A 16,911-nucleotide genomic window follows, 5' to 3' on the forward strand; every position below is an offset into this window, starting at 1 on the left:
TCTTTATGCTCCACGTTATGCCAATTTATATCCAGACGGTGTTAGCAGGGGAACATCAGATCTACGATGTGTTGGTTACAATACACCCGGGAATTCATCTCAAGGGTGTAATGTGTCATGGGTCGGCCCGACCGACATTCAATTGGGTGTTGAGCCATATGGCGGATCTGTTGTTGTAAACTACAGTTGCACTGCCTTTAAAACAACGATTCCAGTGATAATGAGCTACAGTTATCGTGATGGACGGGCAGTGTATGGTGAGGTCCAGAATGTGTCAGGAATAATAAATGTGGTTTTGAACTAAGGATGCGCTTATAGGCTTTTATTTCAAGGTAATCAGCTTGTGAATGTGCTGCAGGGCACTCTATTGAGCGCCCTGCATAGGCTGGAAGTCGTTTGGCTGAGGGCTAGTCTTTCGAGTTCGATATGGCACGTTGATGAAGGCTGGTAAAAAGTCCTGTCTGTGTGGGTGGCAGGCGAGTGGCGCGTTCAGACGCTAATGTGGAGTTTAAGGTAGGGTTCCGACGCCGAGGATCCTCTTTGGGGGGAGTCATTTGCTGAGCCATGCAGTTGTAAGACAGGCTACGCGCTCCATTGACTTGGACATCGATACACGAAGATTTAGATTGTTCATTCGAGTGTGACTCTGCGGGCGGGGAGGCAGCAGCCTGCTGTGTCAAACCAACTATAGGCAATAAGAATATAACTCGAAGAATTTTAATAAACATTCCAATCTCCTTAATCCTGAGGGTTGGATGAGATTCAATAGTAACCTCAAGTTATGAGGAAAGATGAACCGTCTATCGTTTTGTAGTCTTGGTTAGGTCAGGCACGCGCTAGTGAGTAGTACCAAGAGTAAGCCGATAGCCAGGGGGTGTGGCGGCCCATTTGGGGAAGCGATGAAGAGGTGCGGGTTTGTACCGGTTCGAGGAAGGTATAGACAGCAGACAGGATCGCTTGCGATGGGGCAGCAGGAAACCATCAGCCCGTCGGCAGTGTATTTTTCGAGCCGTATCCAGAGCTGCTGCCAACAGCGGCAGGGGTGACTCCATCGTCATCTGGAGGGCATACTTAGCGGTTGATAGATGGCTAGTTGATATTAACGTGGGAGTCGACATCATGGAGCGCTTGCTCGAGAGCATCTATATCAATGCCCGGCCGGCGATGGAGTTCAAGCTCAGCCTCACCAGCTCCGGCCGCAAGAAGATTGTAAAGATCGTGGACGGGGATGAGGTTGAGATGCTGCCAGGTGACGTGCAGAGCATTCTGGAGTCCCAAAAAATGGATGTTGGCATCCTCTCCGATTTCTTCGTCCAGACGCTCCTAGAGCGACGCTAGTGGTCCCTGGCCAACCAGTCGATCGCCGACAGCAACGTGGTCTCGTCGGCCATGCCCTCCAGCTTCACGCTTCTTCCCGTCTGGTTGTCCCGGATGACCAGGGTCGGGGTCGCTGTAATGCCGTTCGACCGTGCAGTGTCGATGTCCGTCTTAATCAACCGGTCCACCAGGTCCATGTCTTTCGCACATTTTTCCAGTCGAGCCTGGTCCAGTTCAGGAAAGTGCAATGTGCCGCCAGGCAGCCCGCCCCCGTTGCCGGCCGACTGAGCGAAGATCGCATCGATAGCGCTCCAGAAGGCTTTGGCGCCGCCTTGGATCCCCGCGCACTCCACCAGGCGAGCCTGATGGCGGGCCGCCTCGCCATGCATCTGCAGGGGAAGATGCCGCCAAACCAGGTTCACGTCCGGATGGCTGTCTACCCAGCGCTTCAGCCGCGGTGTGTAGACCTTGCAGAAGGGGCACTCCAGGTCGGCGTATTCATTGATCGTCCAGCGCGCCTTCGCATCGCCGTAGAGGCTGTGGTTGGCTGGTAGACCCTTCACCAGAAGCTCGACCCCTAGGGCGGAGACAGCCAGCAAGACCAGCAGCAGCCCCGCCCAGGGCAGGGCGGGACCTTGAAATCGTTTCGCTGCCCAGCCGCCCTTCAACAGTCTCACGCTTGCCTCCGCTGTAGGACTTCCGCACGGTCCACGGCCTCGATGAGCGCCTGTTGGGCCGTATCAGGCTGTGGATGCTGTTGCAGCCATTCATCCAGGAGCTGCTTTATCTGCGGGACTATGTCCCGGCGATCGACCGCCCTCAGTTGAATCTGCTGCAGCTCCTCGATCAGTACAGGAGCGCATATCCTGAGCGTCTGCAGGGCATCTTCTTCGGGGTTCTGCAGGATCTGGGTCAGGTTGTCGATCAGGTTCTGGGTCAGCGAATTCAGAGCTCTCATTCGTCCTGGCACTCCACTGCCGGTTGGTCTGGGAAATTAATTGGGAAGGGCGGCAGGCCGCGCGCCTTGTCGAGATCCGCTGCGACCTGCAAGGCCGCCTCGAGCTCGTCGCAGCCGGTGGCTTGCATGATGTTGTAGCGCTGGTTCTTTTCTTCGTTTTCGGTCATGGCCAGGGCCAGGTAGAGACTCGGGGGAACCACACGGAAGAGGTACTCCTTGCCCTTGGCCAGGAGCACGCCCTCGGTGAATTTGCCGCTTTCCTTGCGGGCCGAGAGCATCATCGACTTCTGCGCCGGCGACAGCTCGCGGAACCTGGAGATCTTCTCTACCTCGTCTGGGGGCATGTTCAGGCACAACCACCACTCGATCATGTTCAGCATCGGCGCCCCGGAGGCTGGGATGTCGTCGATGTTCTGGGTGGCGAGCCAGAACCAGGCGCCCAGTTTCCGCCACATCTTGGTGATCTTCATGGCGTAGGGCAGCAGCAGCGGGTGCTTGGTGATGATGTGTCCCTCATCGGTGATCTTGACGATGGGCCGGCCCTTGAATTGGTCGCGTTCGGCGATGTTGTTTACGGTGTTCAGCAGCGAGATGTAGGCGATCCCGAGCTGGGCGGCGTAGCCTTCGCGCGCGTAAGTCGCGAAATCCACCACGGTGAGGTCGGCTTCAGGCCAGGGCGTGCCTTTGCGATTGAACATCTCGCCGTCGGCGCCCATGCAGAACATCTGCATGGCTTCCGCCATTTCGGCCAGGCGCGCGCGCCGTTCTGGCGCGGAGCCATCGCTCCTGGAGGCCTCGTAGAGCGCATCGCGCACGTCCTGGGTGAGCACCGTGCGGTTCGCGGCGGCGCAGGTCCTGGCCGCCGCCAGAATCGCCTGGCGGATGGCGCTGCGATCGGCACGGGTCAGGCGCGCGTCTTCCTTCTCTTCGCCGCCGGTGATCATCAGGCGCGCGACGATCTCCATCTCGCCGAGGATGTCTCGTTGATCGTCCTCGAGGTCGGCCTTGCTGCCCTGGACCGAGTCCGAGGCCTCGATGTCTTCGGCATCCAGGACCTTCACCTGGTCGGGACTCTCGACCAGCTTGATGGCGTCCGCGAACGGCGCCAGGCTGACGCCGGAGCCCGGGGCGAGGCGGACACGGTGGACCGAGAGGCCAAACCGCTTGGCGAAGTCGGCCAGCAGGCCGAAGCTGTTGCCCGCTTCCGCGACGAACATCCGTGGCAGGTACATGGCGAGCATCTGGCTGATGAGGTTGGTCAGGGACGCTGACTTGCCGGACCCGGTTGGGCCGAAGATGAAGCCGTGGGCATTCATCTGCCGGTCCAGCTTGTTGAACGGGTCGAAGGTCAACGGCGCGCCGCCACGGTTGAACAGCGTGAAGCCGGGGTGTCCGGTACCGGTGGTGCGCCCCCAGATGGGCGACAGGTTGGCGATGTGCTGCGCGAACATCATCTGGGTGTACCACTCCAGGGCTCGCTTTTCGTTCGGATCGAAATTGCAGGGCAGCCAGCGCAGGTAGCTGTTCAGCGGTCCCACTTCGTTCTGCGGTTCGACCGGCACCAGGCCGGCGCCGAGCAGCACGTTGCTCAGGGTGATGCAGCGCTCCTCCAACTGGGTATGGTCGCGGCCGCGCACGAACAGAGCGATCGAACCGCGATAGAGCTTGTGCTCCCGGCCGATCAGGCGGCGAACGGTGGCCACGTCCTCGCGGGTGTGGATCGAGGCCTGGTTGTCACCAACGGCCTTTTTCGAGAGCTGCTGCAGATGCCCTTCCAGCATGTCCTGCGGCGTCACCACCATGGTGATACACAGCAGCGTATCCTCGGGCATGCGATCGAACAGGGCGTTCAGGCCATCACCCTTGAGCGTCTCGCCGGTGAAATGCCCTGTCAGCGGCGCCTTGTTCAACTGGTCGACCACGATCACTCGGTGTGGCATGGCATCGAACAGCCATACGCCCTGGGTGGCATCGGAAACAGGCTGCCGATAGAACAGGTTCTGGGAGAAGTCGGTGCCGTCGGCCAGCGGCAAGTCATCCTGCAGGATCGGTTCGTCCGGCCGGCATACCAGTTCGTAGAAGCGACGTAGATCCGCATCGGTCTTGCCGAGGTGATCCGGGTGCGGGTTGAACCAGCGGATCAACCAGTTCCTGATCTCCTGTCCGCCCATGCGCGAAGCGACGATGCCGGCGTTCGCCAGGCCGCCTTGGATACGCTCGCAGATGGACTTCAGGTACGCCGCCGGGTCCTGTCCGCGAATCTGCGCATCCGCCTTGCGGATCCGGCGGTAGACGACCATCCGCACGCGCCGCTGTTGTCCTCGCCAGGGCAGCTTGCTGACGGCGGTGTCGACGAACAGTCCGCCCGGCTTCGAAATGCCCTCCAGGTGATGCTTCATGAGCGCCAGGTACATCTCGCTGAAGGCTGATCCTCGCGCTCGAGGATGGACGTACTGCCTCAACTGCTCCTGGAAATTGTCCCAGCTGATCTCGTCCTGGGCGTAGAACTGGACGATCCAGGGCGAGGTTTCGTGCTCGTCGAAGGAGTTCTGCAGGGCTTCTTTCAATGCGTCCCGGGCGTTCTGCATCCAATTGGGATCGCGACCCTCGGTGCCCAAGGGCACCAGCTCGAAGAAGACGGCACGCGAACGTCCATCTTCCAGGAGCATCACCTGTTCGTCGGGCAGGTACTCGGCCCAGGGCAGCAGGTCGACGAACGATGGGTCGTGATCGTAGAGGCGTGACGCTTCAGCCTGCGTGGCGCCATTCTTGCTCCCGGTGTTGGGTAAAGGGATACCCATGGCGGCCAGTCGCGCCAGATAGCGCTCAGTCGCTTCTTCCACGGCCGCTACGTCCAGCGCTCCTGAATCTTCGGGAGCGTCTGCCGGTACCGACTGAGGCTGTGTGCGACCGCGCAGAAGGGTTTGAAAAAGGCCCATCAGTAGTCCTCCGTGCGCTCGCCCGGCATGGCGTACTGGACTCGCTGGTAGAAGGGGAACACGGTGGTATAGCCCGGTACCGGGGCGGGATCGCTGCCGGCTAGGTGCGGGAACACATACATGACCAGGTCGGGATTGGGCAGTCGTTTGAACTGGCTGTGGATCTCGTTGCTGGCCGTGCGGGTGTAGTCGGCCTGGTCGTTCGCGGAGGCAACCTGCTGCGGATTGATCGGGCGCCGCAGCGTTTGCCTGGCATCGAGGAGTAGCCGGCCACGGCTGTTGCCTATCGAGCTGGTTGCACCTTGTTCCCAGACGTCGAGCATGTTGGCCTCGCCGTGGGGCAGCATCTCCTCCTTGCTGGTGGAGCACGCTGCCAGGGTTAGCGCGCAGGCCAGGCCGGCGCAGAGACGAAGAAGGGGGTTAGTCCAGGTCTGCTGTTGCATGAGCGGCTCCAGAGCTGTAGTCGACCTTGCGGCCCTTGAGTTCGTAGTCGATCGCCAGTTGCTGATCGAGATGCACGGCGACCCGTGCGCCAGGTTGCACGTAGACGGCGGCGAAGGCCTCGCCGTACAGCTTGTTCATCCACTGCCGGATGTCGCTGACGCCGCCGGAGAGGATGCTGTTGAGGGCCGAGTTGCTGTTGGTTCCGGTCGTCCCGAAGCTGGTGCCGTTGCCGCTGAAGACGGTACTGGTGTTGTTCTCGTCGGCGTCCAGGAGCTTGGCGATGCCGGCCCCGGCAGCCGTGAGTAGGCTCTGATTGCCCAGGTACTCCTTGGCATTGGATCGGCGATCACCGGCGATGCAGGGGATGCCGTAGGGGTCGCTGATCCAGCCGAGGCCGCCCTGGATGGTTTTCTGGTCGGCGCTGGCGGTCTGGTTGTTGTTGCTCTGGTTGTCATTCACCTCCTCGGCCGGCGCCGGGAAGGTGCGCACGGTCCCGTCGTTGAACGCGAACGTGAGGCTGCGGATCTGCCCACGCACGCAGGAGAGTGTCCAGTCGCCCGAGGCGGTCCCGCTGGCTACCGCGCCGGCGACGTCCGGCAGCTCGATGCCGTTGGCGGTGAGGTTGTCCGGGCCGATGAGGATTTTGAACGGGTAAGGATCATTGACCGTCCCGTCGACCGGCACACGACCGATCAGCGCAGACATGGCCACCGAGCCCATGAGCGTCGAGTTCTGCGGCAGCGTGTAGGTCTTGCGGACGAGCTTGCGGTTTTCCAGGTCGGATCGCTGTTGGCCGACGGGGTGCAGCCCGTCATCGATCCGCTCCAGCGCGTTCTGGCCGCGATCGACCGCGTTGCCGAAGGAGGTCGGGAAGCTGAATCCGCTCGGTTGGGTGGTGGAGCCGGCGGCCAGCGGCTGGCCATTGGCATCGACCGCGCGGGCGTCCTGGGGCTCGATCCAGACGATGTCCGACGAAGACGAGCCCGCACCCTGGAAGTGCTGGCCATCTTCTGGTCGCACGCCGAACCCGACGGGCAGGTCGGTATCGCCGGCCTCGGGAACGTGGGTTAGGTTCTCAAGCCGTTTCTGTACCTGGTCCAGGATCGTCTGGCTACGGTTCTCCTGCTGTTGCTGCAGCTCCTGGGCGGTGTTGTTGAGCTTCTGCTCGATGTTCTGATCGATGTTGCGCAGGCGGCCCTGCAGGTTCTCATTGGCGGCTTTGAGCGAGTCATTCTCCTTGATGACCTTGCTGATCTGGTCCTTGAGCTGCCGGCTTTCCGCCACGATGGTACGTAGTGTGTCGGCGGGCGTGTCGCCGTCGATGCCCAGGGTTGCCGCTTCTTCCGACGTTACCGTCGGGGTTGCGGCGCCTTGTGATTGCGCGCTTTCCTTCTTGCCCATCATGCTCACGCCGATCAGGATGGCGCCGATCACGACTGGGATGACCAGCAGCTTCAGGAGGGGATTACCGGTCAGCGCCACGACGGCCTCCTTTGGGATCGATCTGGCTGATGGAGGAGGGCAGGAGCGCGTCGGCAAGGCCGCGGCCGCGAGTCACCAGATACACAGTAGTAGTGTCGGAAGCGTCGCCCCGGGCCCCCAAGTACGGGTGCTGGAAGGTCGCGGCGACGAAATTGCCCATCAGGTCCCTGGGATCCAGGGCCAGGTGCTGGGCGCTGGCGTTCTGCAGCTTCACCGCCGTGACGTAGTAGTCGTCCAGCCGCCAGGCGCCCAAGGCGGTAGCCGTGATGGGTAGGCTGGGGAGCAGGGTGGTCAGGTCGAGCTGTCGCTTGACGCGCACCTGACCGACGCCATCCACCGGTTCCACCGTGCGAAGCGGGGCATAGAGCATCTGCGCCGCATAGCGCGTCAGAACCACGGGGATGGGCGTTTCGCGCGGCACGGCCTTCGGTGCTTCTGCCTGCTCGGTCTGTTTCGCTGCTGCCGATGGCTGGGCTTCCCGGGGCTGGCCATAGTGCGGAGCCACGGGCTCGCCGGCGACGATCCTGACCGGCTCGCGCGGCTGTTGATCGGCCGCTGCCTCGGTGGCGGCGATATCGATGAGCATCTGCTCGCCATTGGTCGCGTCCTGCAGGCGCAGGCGCGCTGGAGGAATCGGCTCGTTGGCGAGCAGGTAGAGTGCGCCGCCGGTACTCTGGACGCGCAGCTTGCCCTGCAGATCCCGAGGAACGCCAACTCGCACGTTTCTGTCGACAAAGACAATGCGTTCCTGGCCGACCGTCAATGGAATGGCCAACGGAATGCGCTCCCAGCGCAGAATCTCCACCGCGTGGGCCAGTGTGGGTAGGGCAAGCATTAGCAAGAGCGAGCCTGTCGACTTCCGGATCATAGACCTCCCTCCCGCTTGGTGGGGGCGGCCGGCTCCTCAAGCTCGATACGTTGAGGCGTATCGGAGTAGCAGTCCCACTGCAGGCCGAAGGGATTGGTCTCCGGGTCGACGTCGGCGCGGATGACGTGCAACGGGTAGCGGGCCAGCGCGCGCTTGATCTTTTCGCCGGCGTAATACTCCGTGCTGTCCATGTCCAGGTTGACGGTCCAGTCATTGATCGAGTGTTGGATCACGCGGCCATCGCTCTCGCCAATGCCCCGACCGGGGATTTCCGAGGTGGTGCGCTCTCGCCCCCTGAGCTCGCCGGCGTTACGACGAAACTCGAAGTCCTTCTCCAGGAAGACTTTGCAGGAAGGCGTCAGGTAGGCGGCGTAGCGGAACAGGTTGCTCTTGTAGTCCACCTCGCCGTCCTTGGGCCAACGCTGTACCTGCTGGAAGATGTAGAGGCCGAACGCATAGACACTCTCCGGCGGAATGTCCCACCACAACCGGGTGCTCCCTGAACGCAAGTCGGGCGGAATGTGGATCCAGAGGTCCTTGCGGGCTTCCCAGACGCAGTAGGCCAGCACCACGATGACCATGCACAAGAAGCCGGTGATGAACCGGAAGGTGTTGATGTGAGCCTGCTGTTGCGCGGTGTGTTTTCTGAAACTCATGGGGACTCCGTGCGTCGACTGGTCCAGGCGCCGGAGCGCGTCACCAGGCGACGGTTGCCGAAGACGGGAAAGCGCAGCGAGAGGGCCAGCTCCACCTGGCGGTAGAACCAGGTATCGGGCCGCCCCCGCTTCATCCGCCGCAGGATGCGGCTGCCGATACCCAGGCCGAGGGCGCCTACCAGCAGCGCGCCCAGTGGAATGCAGGCCGCGTTACCTGCGACCAAGGCAGCCGGGATGCCAAGAACGAACCCGGCTGCTCCGCTGGTGAGGACCGTGATCCACATTTCGTCCGCAGTCAGACCGCCGATGACCACCGGTTGCCGGTTCAAACGGGTCGGCAGGAAGCTGAGGGTCCCATCCTGAAACAGATGTTCTTCGGGCATGGGAAGGCCCTTACATGATGGTGGTGGCTTTGGTGACGAGATAAATGATCAAGATCAGCAGGCCGATGCCTACGGCCACGCCCGCTCCGAGATCCGACCACTTCTTTTTCCCATCATGGATGGCGTGATAGGTGCCGTAGGTATGCCAGGAGACTCCCAGAAAGACAGCCACGCAGATGAGTAGCGCGAGGAGCATCGCTCCGTCATAGCCGAAGTTCTGGATGGTTTGCATGATCCCCGATCCTTCCCCGCGGCTAGGCGCCTCGGGCTTGGGGAGTGCAGCCAAGGCGACGCCTGGGAGTACCAAAGAGATGGCAGCCAGGCGCAGGCAGAGGGTGGACAGTTTCTGGAGGGTGAATTTCAGCATGAGTGTCTCCGTATGGGTCAGCTGAGGAGGAAGAAAGAGGTGATGCTGAGGAGGACCACGATCCGTATCGCGGAAACGCCGGCAGTGGCGCTGTCGAGGTTGTTGGTGGCCCAGCCGCGCCAGGTGCTGTACATCGCCCAGGCGGACCACAGCAGAAGGAAGGTCATCGCTGCTCCAATGAACAGCCCCTCGCCGGCCGATGGGGGAAAGCCAGCGGCGGCCTGGAACGCTGATGTTTGGGCTCCACTCATGCTCACGGCATCGGCCCTCCGCGCAGGGTGTAATCCCCAGATAGGTCGGAAGGGTCACGCGGTTGGGCGCGGCTGGGCGTCATGTAGTCCTGCAGGCCTTGGCGGATGCGCTGCAGATCAGCGGCCAGGCGCGAGTAGTCGAAGTAGAAGCGCTGTCCGGGCTCATCGGCACCCTGGGCACTGCGGTGGGCGGTGTCCTCGAGGGCGTTGAGCTGCCGGATCATCACCTCCAGGTTCGCCTGCTCGGAGGCGCTCGCTGCGAAAGCTCCCTGTGCGACCAGCGCACTGCAGGCCAAGACGGCCAGGCAGCTTCGGCGAAGGGATTGATGTGGAGTGTTCACGGCGAATCTCTTGCAGATCAGGGTGCGATCAGCTTGCCGATCGCCCTGATTCCATTCCGCAAGAAATACTCGGCGCGGGGCCGGGGTATTTTTTATGAGGTTGCGCGCTTGAAAAACAGCAGGTAGCTGACGGGCAGAGCGATGCCCCAGGCCCAGCCCTGGGCGTTCTGATTGCCGATCTCGGTTACACCCCGCATGAGTGGCTGAACGCTCACCAGCTCCCAGCCTTCCTGGCCCAGACGCACGACCTCGGCCCAGCGCAGAGGGTTGAGCAAGGCGTGGTCGTCGGGTTCCAAGGTGTCTTCTTTGTGTTTGAACATCGCGACGCCCTTGGTGAGGGTTTTATAGGGAATGTCGATGTTCTCGACATGGTATTCGAAGGTCTGCTTCATGACGTGCTCCTGGAGTGGTTCGAGTAGAACCGCACGGTTTCAAGAGCAGGAGGAGGGCCTCAACCGAAAATACTAGGCCTAGCACCAGTGAATTTCTGGTGGTTGGCGGGTTTAGAGACACGTATGGACGTCTGGGTGTATATTTCATATATATTTCTAAGGGAGACGGCTGATGCTTAGAAACATCTCTATTGGAGTTTTGCTAGCCATGGCTGCTATGTTGGACAGTTATGGGGTGGCTGCCGCTACATTACGATGCGGGTCGGCAATTGTTAGTGAGGGTGACTTGATTGATGATGTGCTTAGGAAGTGCGGAAACCCTGATAGCCGTAAAGTTGAAGGGCCCGCAGTGGATGGTAGTGGCTATATAGTGCGGGGGGCTGCTACTGTCGAAAACTGGGTATACGGACCAAGGAATGGTTGGTACCAGAAGCTTAGGTTTGTCGATGGAAGGCTAGTTCAGATAAAAGGCAGTATGGACTAGGGTATAGCCGTGGATGGTGTGTTTTTCATCCACGGCTATAAGTCTCATCCGGCAGATGATATAAGGGTAAGGATATTTGCGATTGGTAGGCCTTGTGCGTCGGAAATAAACACGGTTGCACTAGCGCCTGCACGAGAAACTATCTGTTGTAGGTTGCTCGGATTAGACATGCCGCCGTTGTAATTGGCTTGGAATTGCTTGCTGGAACTTGCTATGTCTAGAAGTTCAAGTAGAGTGCTTTGGTTGGCGGATTGTGCGGAGTTCATACTGATTGATGTGTTTGATCCTGCCGCTCGCAGCGCCTGCTGGATGTTGTTTGAAGTGAGTTGGGCACCATTAAAGTTGGCGCTGAATTTTTTAGTGTTGCCCGCGATGTTGATGGCCTGTAAAAGGATGGATATATTCGCCGCCTGAGCGGTGTTGACGCTGATACTGGTTCCCGAGGCCGCAGCGCTGATCGCTTGCTGAAGGTTGTCTGCTGTTAGTTGTGCACCATTGAAGTCGGCGCTAAATTTTTTCGTGTCTTTGGCAGAGTTGATGAGGGCTAGCAGGGTGCTTATATTAACCGCCTGAGCGGTGTTGACGCTAATGGATGTTCGGGTTCCTGCGGCGTCTAAAGCTTGTTGAATGTTGTTTGAAGTAAGTTGAGCGCCATTGAACTCTGCGCTGAATGTTTTTGTGTTACCTGCTGCATGAATAGTCTGAAGAAGGGCGGTTATATTTGCCGCTTGTGCGGTGTTGACGCTTATGCTAGTGTTTGTTCCTGCCGCATTCACTGCTCTAAGTAGGTTGTCGCTGCTGAGTTGGGCTCCATTGAATTCTGCGCTAAAACTCTTTGAGTTGCCTGCTGTAGATATTGCGGAAAGAAGTGTATTTATATTAATGGCTTGTGCGGCTATTGTGGATACTCTGGTTAATGATCCTGCTAAGTTTATGACTTCCTGAAGGTTGTTGGCAGTCAGCTCTGCGCCGTTGAAAGTTGTTGAGAGGTTTTTTGTGTTTTCTGCAGTTGTTGTTGCCTTGAGAAGAGTGTCTATATTTAATGCTTGCGCGTTGCTTATGCTGATGGTTGTATTCTTTCCTGCTTTTGATAGGGCCTCTAGCATGTTGCTTGGATTTAGAAGGCGTCCGTCGAAATCAAGGATAAGCTTCATCTCAATGCTCCGCTGTGACCTAACGTTAAAGTCTTGGTGTGAGTACTTCCTAGGCTGAATGAGTTGGCTACAAATCTCTTTGCCTTATGTCAATGTCAGGCATTCGCTGTGACCAATATCATTTTTTTGAGTCATTTTTCACAGCTAGCTATCTGCTCCTTCAGCTTTCTGTCGTCCACGTACCGCTGCATGATCGATAGCACCAGGCTATTGATGGCGAGGATCTTCATCGCGCGGGTCACTGCGACGTAGATCAGGTTCAGCTCATCGTCGCGCTTGCCTGGGTCGGTGTCGGGGGCCAGCGGGTCCGCGTTGAAGTCGTCGTACAGGCAAACGAAATCCCATTCCAGCCCCTTGGCCTTGTGTGCGGTGGTCAGGGTGATCGTTGCGTCCAGCTCATCGTCAAGGGTCAGTGAGCGAAGCTCAAGGATCCGCGCCGGTAGATCAGGGTAGGTCGAGATGATCTTGATCGAGCGCGCCATTTCACTGTCCTGGCTGATCTCGGCGATCTCCACGTACTGGGTGTAGTCGCGGTAGTCCCGGAGCAGCTTTTTGTTCTGGACGTTTTGGCGCAGGCCTCGGCTGAATGCGTACAGATCCTCCAGGTCGCGCAGCGAGTAACTGTCGATACCGCCTACCCAGTAGAACTTGGGCGCCGGATTATTGCGCACACGCTGCAGGGCATTTTCGATGACGCCGATAACGGTGCGGTGAATGAAAGTGCGGTGAGGAAGGTCCGCCGGGAGGGACTTTTTCACCAGCGTCTGCGGGCCCAGTCCTTGAAGTTTCCGTGTCTCGCCCTTGTAGGAGAGGATGATGTTGGCCACGTGCGCAATCGCGGGGCCGAACCGCCAGCTCTGGGTCAGGTAGTGCTCCTCGGCGCCGACCATCCAGTCGCTGTTCAGGGCATCTTCCGCGCCTCTGAACCGGTAGAGCTGCTGGTGGGGATCGCCGACGATAGCCATTTTGATGCGCTGCCAGTGGGCAATGTCCGCGATCACTGGGTTGATGTCCTGTCCCTCGTCCAGGAACATGCAGTCGAAGCGCTGGCTCAAATCGGGCTTGCTCAGTTGATACAGCTTCAGGTAGCCGTCATGGGGCATCAGCATGCCGGTGTCCTGGAGATCTACCATGCGCCTCCAGACTACTCGCGCCATGTCCAGGCCCTGCTTGAGGAAGCGTTCCTGGGCACTGGTGAGGAACGCCTTGTCGCGGAAGCGCGGGAAGTGCGGTCGGCCGAGTTCCGCGTCGGCGCTGGCCATGTAGTTGTTCAGCGTGGCCAGCACGTCACGTACCAACTCCCAGTCTTGGGTATCGAGTCCGCGGGCGATATCGGTCAGACGCAGGTTCTTCGTCTTCTTGTGGGCGTACTGGATGCCGTACACCGCATGAGCCAGGCTGTGGGCGGTCTTGCAGACTACGTTGCGGGGAAACTTGCCCTTCGCGGCTTTCTCCACCGAGCTGTTGTAGCAGAGATAGAGGATTCTCAGGGTAGCGTTCGCCTTGGCAAAGCCCACCAGGGTGGTCGTCTTGCCAGTGCCGGCGAAGGCCCGCACCAGGATCTTCGATGCCTTCGACTGGATGATCGGTGACTGTTCGTGAGTCCACTGCACGGCGGGTCTCCTACAGGTACTTTTTGAAGGTGGATGCTGTGATACATACCGCTACGCCGAGCAGCGCGGCGCAGGGCAACAGGATGAGCAGGGGATTGATGCTGATGGGGATTGCCAGGTAGAGCGTCCAAGGGACGATCGCTAGCGGAATGATGCTGCCGCGCGCCTTGTGGTAGAGGTAGCTGGACTCCCGGCCGGCGCCGAACTTGCGCAGGTCCCGGCGCACCAGGCCGTCCACCAGGCCGGTGAACGCGGCCATCAGGAACAACGGGATCGTCATGGCCAGGATCACCAGGCGCACGACGAATGTCAGCACCGTGTACAGCGCGGCCAGGCCGTAGTTCTGCAGCGTGGAGACACCCTGGGCGGTGAGATAGCGAAGGTCCAGCGGGCTCCGTGGCCCGGCCTGCGCGATGATAGTCATGTTGGTCATCCAGTCGACCATCCCGGTCTTCACGAACAACCAGTCATAGGCCAACTGGGCCAGCCAGGTGGCGGTTCGACCTGGCTCCTGCACGACGACGCTGTGTAGCAGCCCCTGCGACAGCCAACTGAGTTCGTACTCAAACATGGCCTGGGCATGCTTCCAGCCCGCGTCAGGCCAGAAGAAATACAGGCATACCCACTCCACGATGATTGCGCCGATCAGCGACCCGAACATCACGCCGAGAAATTGGAAGGGCGTACTGATGATGGTGCCGAGAAGGGTCTTCTGGCTCTCTTGTTGCTGCTCTGCTCGTTGAGTGACTTCAGCCATCAGGCGGCATCCTCACCGGCGCCGAGGTGACGGAAATCGTCGACCAGGTCCTGGGGCAGACCATCCTGCAGGGCGGAGTATCCCGGCGCCTCCCACCACTCGCTGTTGGCGGCCTGGCCCTTGCGCATACCGGCAGCCAGCTCCTGCAGGCTTTTCGGCATCACCTCGTCGGGATCGACCGCCGGCAGCGGCATTCGGATCTTCCAGAGATTGCCGCCCTCGAGTAGCGCGAACGCTTGTCCTTTGGGCAGACCAACGATGTGGGCCGGCTCGAGCATCGGCACGCTGGTCATCTGCACCTGGTCGTGCGAGCTGGAAGTGAAGGCTGCCTTCTTGTTGTTGATCGCGTCGTTGGCGCCGCTCGCCGGTGTGCTGGTGTAGATCTGGACCTTGGGGAGCTGGTTGGTCAGGAGTTCGGCCGTGGCGGTCTCGCGCACCCGCAGCATGAACAGGTTGTTGAAGTTGCCGATGATCTGACCGGCCTTCGCGCGGGAGCCGATCTTGGCCTCGATGTCGCTCATGGTCTGGGTGTAGGCCGTCACCTGCACGCCGGCGCCGCCCGCTTTGTTGACCATGGGGATGAACTCGTCGCCAATCAGCTCGTTGAACTCGTCGGCATGCAGGTTGATGCGGACCTTGCCGCCAGCGAGCGAGCCGGGCAGGCCGTCATCGACACCATGCTTGTAGATGTGACCCGCCACCGAGACCAGGTCGCTGAACATCGAGTTGCCCACCGCGGCGGCGACCTCGGTATCTGATAGTGCGTCGAGGCCGACGTAGACCACGGCGCGCTTGCGGATAACCTGCATCCAGTCGAAGATCGGTCGCGGATCGTTGAGGTCCGCGTAGTTGGGCGAAAGCAGCTCCGAGATCCGCCCAGTGGTGAGTTTCTCCAGCAGCGGCAGCAGCGAGGCCACGATCTTGTCGAAGTAGGTCTTGTCGTAGCGCACGGCGCTCTTCAGGCCTTCCATGACCGGGTCGGCGATGCGTTTCTGTGTCAGGTACTGGTCGATGGCTACGACCCGCAGGGGCCGTCCTTTCATGTTGAACGGGATGTTCTTGTCGTTGAGCTTGCCCTCGATCTGGATGATGGTGTCCCAGGCCCTGGGATCGTGCTCGCTGATGTATTTCTGCGCATATTCGACGAACAACGCATCGATGTTCACGACGTGCCGGAGGATCTGCTGGTAGTCAGGCCGGATACCCAGCGCGTGCAGCGCGCGGGCGATGATGTTGACGAACCGCCAGGCGAACTCGCGGAACGCCGCGCTGTTGCCCTCGCCGGAGAGCTGGCCGGCGACGCGTGTGGCGACCTCGGAGATCCGACCGAACCGGCCGACGGCGTTGTAGCGTGCCGACAGGTCAGGATGACCGAGGTGGAACACGTAGAACTCGTCCAGGCGGCCGGCACGTTCGCATTCCACGTACATACGCTTCAGCAAGTCAGCGTCGCCTTTCGGGTCGAAGACGATCACCACCTCGTAGTCCGGCTGCTCCTCTGCGCGCTGGCGCCGATAGCCGTGGTGAACCGTCTGGGTCCGCCGGCCCATCTTCACTCGCTGGCGTCGGCCTCGGCAGTGGGTGCGGCGAATATCCTGGGTGATGAACAGCTCCGCGAGTCGCGTCTTACCCACCCGCGTGGTGCCGAGTACCAGTGTGTGGCCGACGCGCTCGCCCAGTTGCAGGCCTACGTCCTGTTCGCGCGGCTCGATGCCATGGAGCCGAGGCAAACCGCCCACGGGCGGCAGCGGCCGTGCGGGGTTCCAGGCCACGTCCCAGGCAGTGGCTTTGGCGACCAGCTTGAGGGGGAAGGGGGCGAACTCAAGCTGCTTCTCCAGCCGGCGCGCGCGCTCGTAGAGCGGCGAGGGCTCGACGTAGGAGGCGAACTGGGGCAGGTAGGTATCTGCCAGGCGCTGCGTATGCTTCTGCGTCCAGCGAAATCCTTTACCGATGAACAAGTGTTCGTTGCTGACCGGCATTTCGGCACTGGTCATCGTGTACTTCGGCAGTCGGCGGATGTTCCGCCGGTAGCGGAGCACCACGCCGGCCTGCTTCAGCCGCACGATACCCAGCCAGGCGAAGCCCAGTGCGGCCACGATGCCGAACAGCGGAGTGAGGGCGAACGTCCACGGCGCGACGATGCAGAGCGCGGCCGCGGTGAAGCACACGGTGGTGGTGTAGAGCTCCACGGCAGGCCGCAAGAGCGCTTCCAGCGGGTACTGGCCAGCCATGGGTTACACCTTCAGGCTTGCCGCCGGCTGCAGGCGGCCCGGTCGGCGGCCCTTGGCATGAAGTTCGAGCACCTGTTTCCTGGCTTGCTCTACCTCATCATCAGGCAGCATCTGCTCCAGCAGCTCGCAGAGGGTCGACTCGTCCTCTAAGGCCTTGGACGCCACCTCACCGCCGTAGCGTGAGATCAGGTCGAGCAACCCCTGGTACATGAGTTGGCGTGCCTGAGCGTCGCTCGGCTGCTTGATGACCAGGGTGATCAGGTGAGTAGTCATG

General features: G+C 60.4%; 19 protein-coding genes. 2 read left to right on the top strand and 17 right to left on the bottom strand.

From position 1 onward, the window contains the following. The first annotated feature begins 1,119 nt into the window (after positions 1-1,119). Complete coding sequence (locus tag HMPREF3014_RS09270; protein WP_003109406.1) at positions 1,120-1,338, top strand: hypothetical protein; 219 nt, start codon at positions 1,120-1,122, stop codon at positions 1,336-1,338. Here HMPREF3014_RS09270 and HMPREF3014_RS09275 read toward each other — a convergent pair. The 12 genes from HMPREF3014_RS09275 to HMPREF3014_RS09330 form a co-directional block, all read right to left on the bottom strand. Beyond that, positions 1,335-1,994 (bottom strand): DsbA family protein, encoded by a 660-nt coding sequence (locus tag HMPREF3014_RS09275; protein ID WP_003109405.1) that lies wholly within the window; start codon positions 1,992-1,994, stop codon positions 1,335-1,337. The genes HMPREF3014_RS09270 and HMPREF3014_RS09275 overlap by 4 nt on opposite strands. Further along, positions 1,991-2,275 carry a hypothetical protein gene (locus tag HMPREF3014_RS09280; RefSeq protein ID WP_003099860.1) on the bottom strand — a complete coding sequence of 95 codons (285 nt, stop codon included), beginning with the start codon at positions 2,273-2,275 and terminating at the stop codon, positions 1,991-1,993. Before HMPREF3014_RS09280 ends, HMPREF3014_RS09275 begins: the two co-directional genes overlap by 4 nt. After that, positions 2,272-5,214: a conjugative transfer ATPase gene (locus HMPREF3014_RS09285; protein WP_010792229.1), complete on the bottom strand. Its 2,943-nt coding sequence runs from the start codon at positions 5,212-5,214 to the stop codon at positions 2,272-2,274. Before HMPREF3014_RS09285 ends, HMPREF3014_RS09280 begins: the two co-directional genes overlap by 4 nt. After that, complete coding sequence (locus tag HMPREF3014_RS09290) at positions 5,214-5,657, bottom strand: TIGR03751 family conjugal transfer lipoprotein (RefSeq protein WP_003121022.1); 444 nt, start codon at positions 5,655-5,657, stop codon at positions 5,214-5,216. The genes HMPREF3014_RS09285 and HMPREF3014_RS09290 overlap by 1 nt, the downstream gene beginning before the upstream one ends. Beyond that, complete coding sequence (locus HMPREF3014_RS09295) at positions 5,635-7,140, bottom strand: TIGR03752 family integrating conjugative element protein (RefSeq protein ID WP_019416328.1); 1,506 nt, start codon at positions 7,138-7,140, stop codon at positions 5,635-5,637. The genes HMPREF3014_RS09290 and HMPREF3014_RS09295 overlap by 23 nt, the downstream gene beginning before the upstream one ends. After that, the gene (locus HMPREF3014_RS09300; protein WP_003117080.1) at positions 7,124-8,008 is read right to left on the bottom strand and encodes a TIGR03749 family integrating conjugative element protein; all 885 of its coding nucleotides are present in this window, start codon (positions 8,006-8,008) and stop codon (positions 7,124-7,126) included. The genes HMPREF3014_RS09295 and HMPREF3014_RS09300 overlap by 17 nt, the downstream gene beginning before the upstream one ends. Beyond that, entirely contained in the window at positions 8,005-8,664 is a 660-nt protein-coding gene (locus HMPREF3014_RS09305; RefSeq protein WP_003117079.1) for a PFL_4703 family integrating conjugative element protein, read from the bottom strand. Before HMPREF3014_RS09305 ends, HMPREF3014_RS09300 begins: the two co-directional genes overlap by 4 nt. After that, complete coding sequence (locus HMPREF3014_RS09310) at positions 8,661-9,047, bottom strand: TIGR03750 family conjugal transfer protein (protein WP_003117078.1); 387 nt, start codon at positions 9,045-9,047, stop codon at positions 8,661-8,663. Before HMPREF3014_RS09310 ends, HMPREF3014_RS09305 begins: the two co-directional genes overlap by 4 nt. 10 nt (positions 9,048-9,057) lie before the next feature. Continuing rightward, positions 9,058-9,414 (bottom strand): TIGR03745 family integrating conjugative element membrane protein, encoded by a 357-nt coding sequence (locus HMPREF3014_RS09315; RefSeq protein ID WP_003117077.1) that lies wholly within the window; start codon positions 9,412-9,414, stop codon positions 9,058-9,060. Positions 9,415-9,431: 17 nt separating this feature from the next. Then, positions 9,432-9,671 carry a TIGR03758 family integrating conjugative element protein gene (locus tag HMPREF3014_RS09320; RefSeq protein ID WP_023443559.1) on the bottom strand — a complete coding sequence of 80 codons (240 nt, stop codon included), beginning with the start codon at positions 9,669-9,671 and terminating at the stop codon, positions 9,432-9,434. Then, entirely contained in the window at positions 9,668-10,006 is a 339-nt protein-coding gene (locus HMPREF3014_RS09325; protein WP_020751097.1) for an integrative conjugative element protein, RAQPRD family, read from the bottom strand. Before HMPREF3014_RS09325 ends, HMPREF3014_RS09320 begins: the two co-directional genes overlap by 4 nt. A gap of 92 nt (positions 10,007-10,098) precedes the next feature. After that, complete coding sequence (locus tag HMPREF3014_RS09330; protein ID WP_003109393.1) at positions 10,099-10,398, bottom strand: DUF4177 domain-containing protein; 300 nt, start codon at positions 10,396-10,398, stop codon at positions 10,099-10,101. Between the two features lie 217 nt (positions 10,399-10,615). Between HMPREF3014_RS09330 and HMPREF3014_RS33255 the strand changes: the two genes are divergently transcribed. After that, positions 10,616-10,882 (top strand): DUF2845 domain-containing protein, encoded by a 267-nt coding sequence (locus tag HMPREF3014_RS33255; RefSeq protein WP_223195009.1) that lies wholly within the window; start codon positions 10,616-10,618, stop codon positions 10,880-10,882. Positions 10,883-10,926: 44 nt separating this feature from the next. Here HMPREF3014_RS33255 and HMPREF3014_RS34635 read toward each other — a convergent pair whose 3' ends face one another. From HMPREF3014_RS34635 to HMPREF3014_RS09355, 5 genes are all read right to left on the bottom strand, one after another. Continuing rightward, a complete protein-coding gene (locus HMPREF3014_RS34635; protein WP_023093054.1) occupies positions 10,927-12,036 on the bottom strand; it encodes a hypothetical protein in 1,110 nt (369 codons plus the stop codon). 131 nt (positions 12,037-12,167) lie between these two features. Further along, positions 12,168-13,649, bottom strand: a complete 1,482-nt coding sequence (locus HMPREF3014_RS09340; protein ID WP_023093053.1) for a UvrD-helicase domain-containing protein — start codon at positions 13,647-13,649, stop codon at positions 12,168-12,170. A 10-nt stretch (positions 13,650-13,659) separates the two neighbouring features. Next, a complete protein-coding gene (locus tag HMPREF3014_RS09345; RefSeq protein ID WP_023093052.1) occupies positions 13,660-14,406 on the bottom strand; it encodes a TIGR03747 family integrating conjugative element membrane protein in 747 nt (248 codons plus the stop codon). After that, positions 14,406-16,637 carry a type IV conjugative transfer system coupling protein TraD gene (gene traD, locus HMPREF3014_RS09350; RefSeq protein WP_012076864.1) on the bottom strand — a complete coding sequence of 744 codons (2,232 nt, stop codon included), beginning with the start codon at positions 16,635-16,637 and terminating at the stop codon, positions 14,406-14,408. Before traD ends, HMPREF3014_RS09345 begins: the two co-directional genes overlap by 1 nt. Positions 16,638-16,640: 3 nt before the next feature. Next, positions 16,641-16,910 carry a hypothetical protein gene (locus tag HMPREF3014_RS09355; RefSeq protein ID WP_012076863.1) on the bottom strand — a complete coding sequence of 90 codons (270 nt, stop codon included), beginning with the start codon at positions 16,908-16,910 and terminating at the stop codon, positions 16,641-16,643. Between the last annotated feature and the right edge of the window lies 1 nt (position 16,911).

The organism is Pseudomonas sp. HMSC065H01 (assembly GCF_001815235.1).
Lineage (GTDB): Bacteria > Pseudomonadota > Gammaproteobacteria > Pseudomonadales > Pseudomonadaceae > Pseudomonas > Pseudomonas aeruginosa.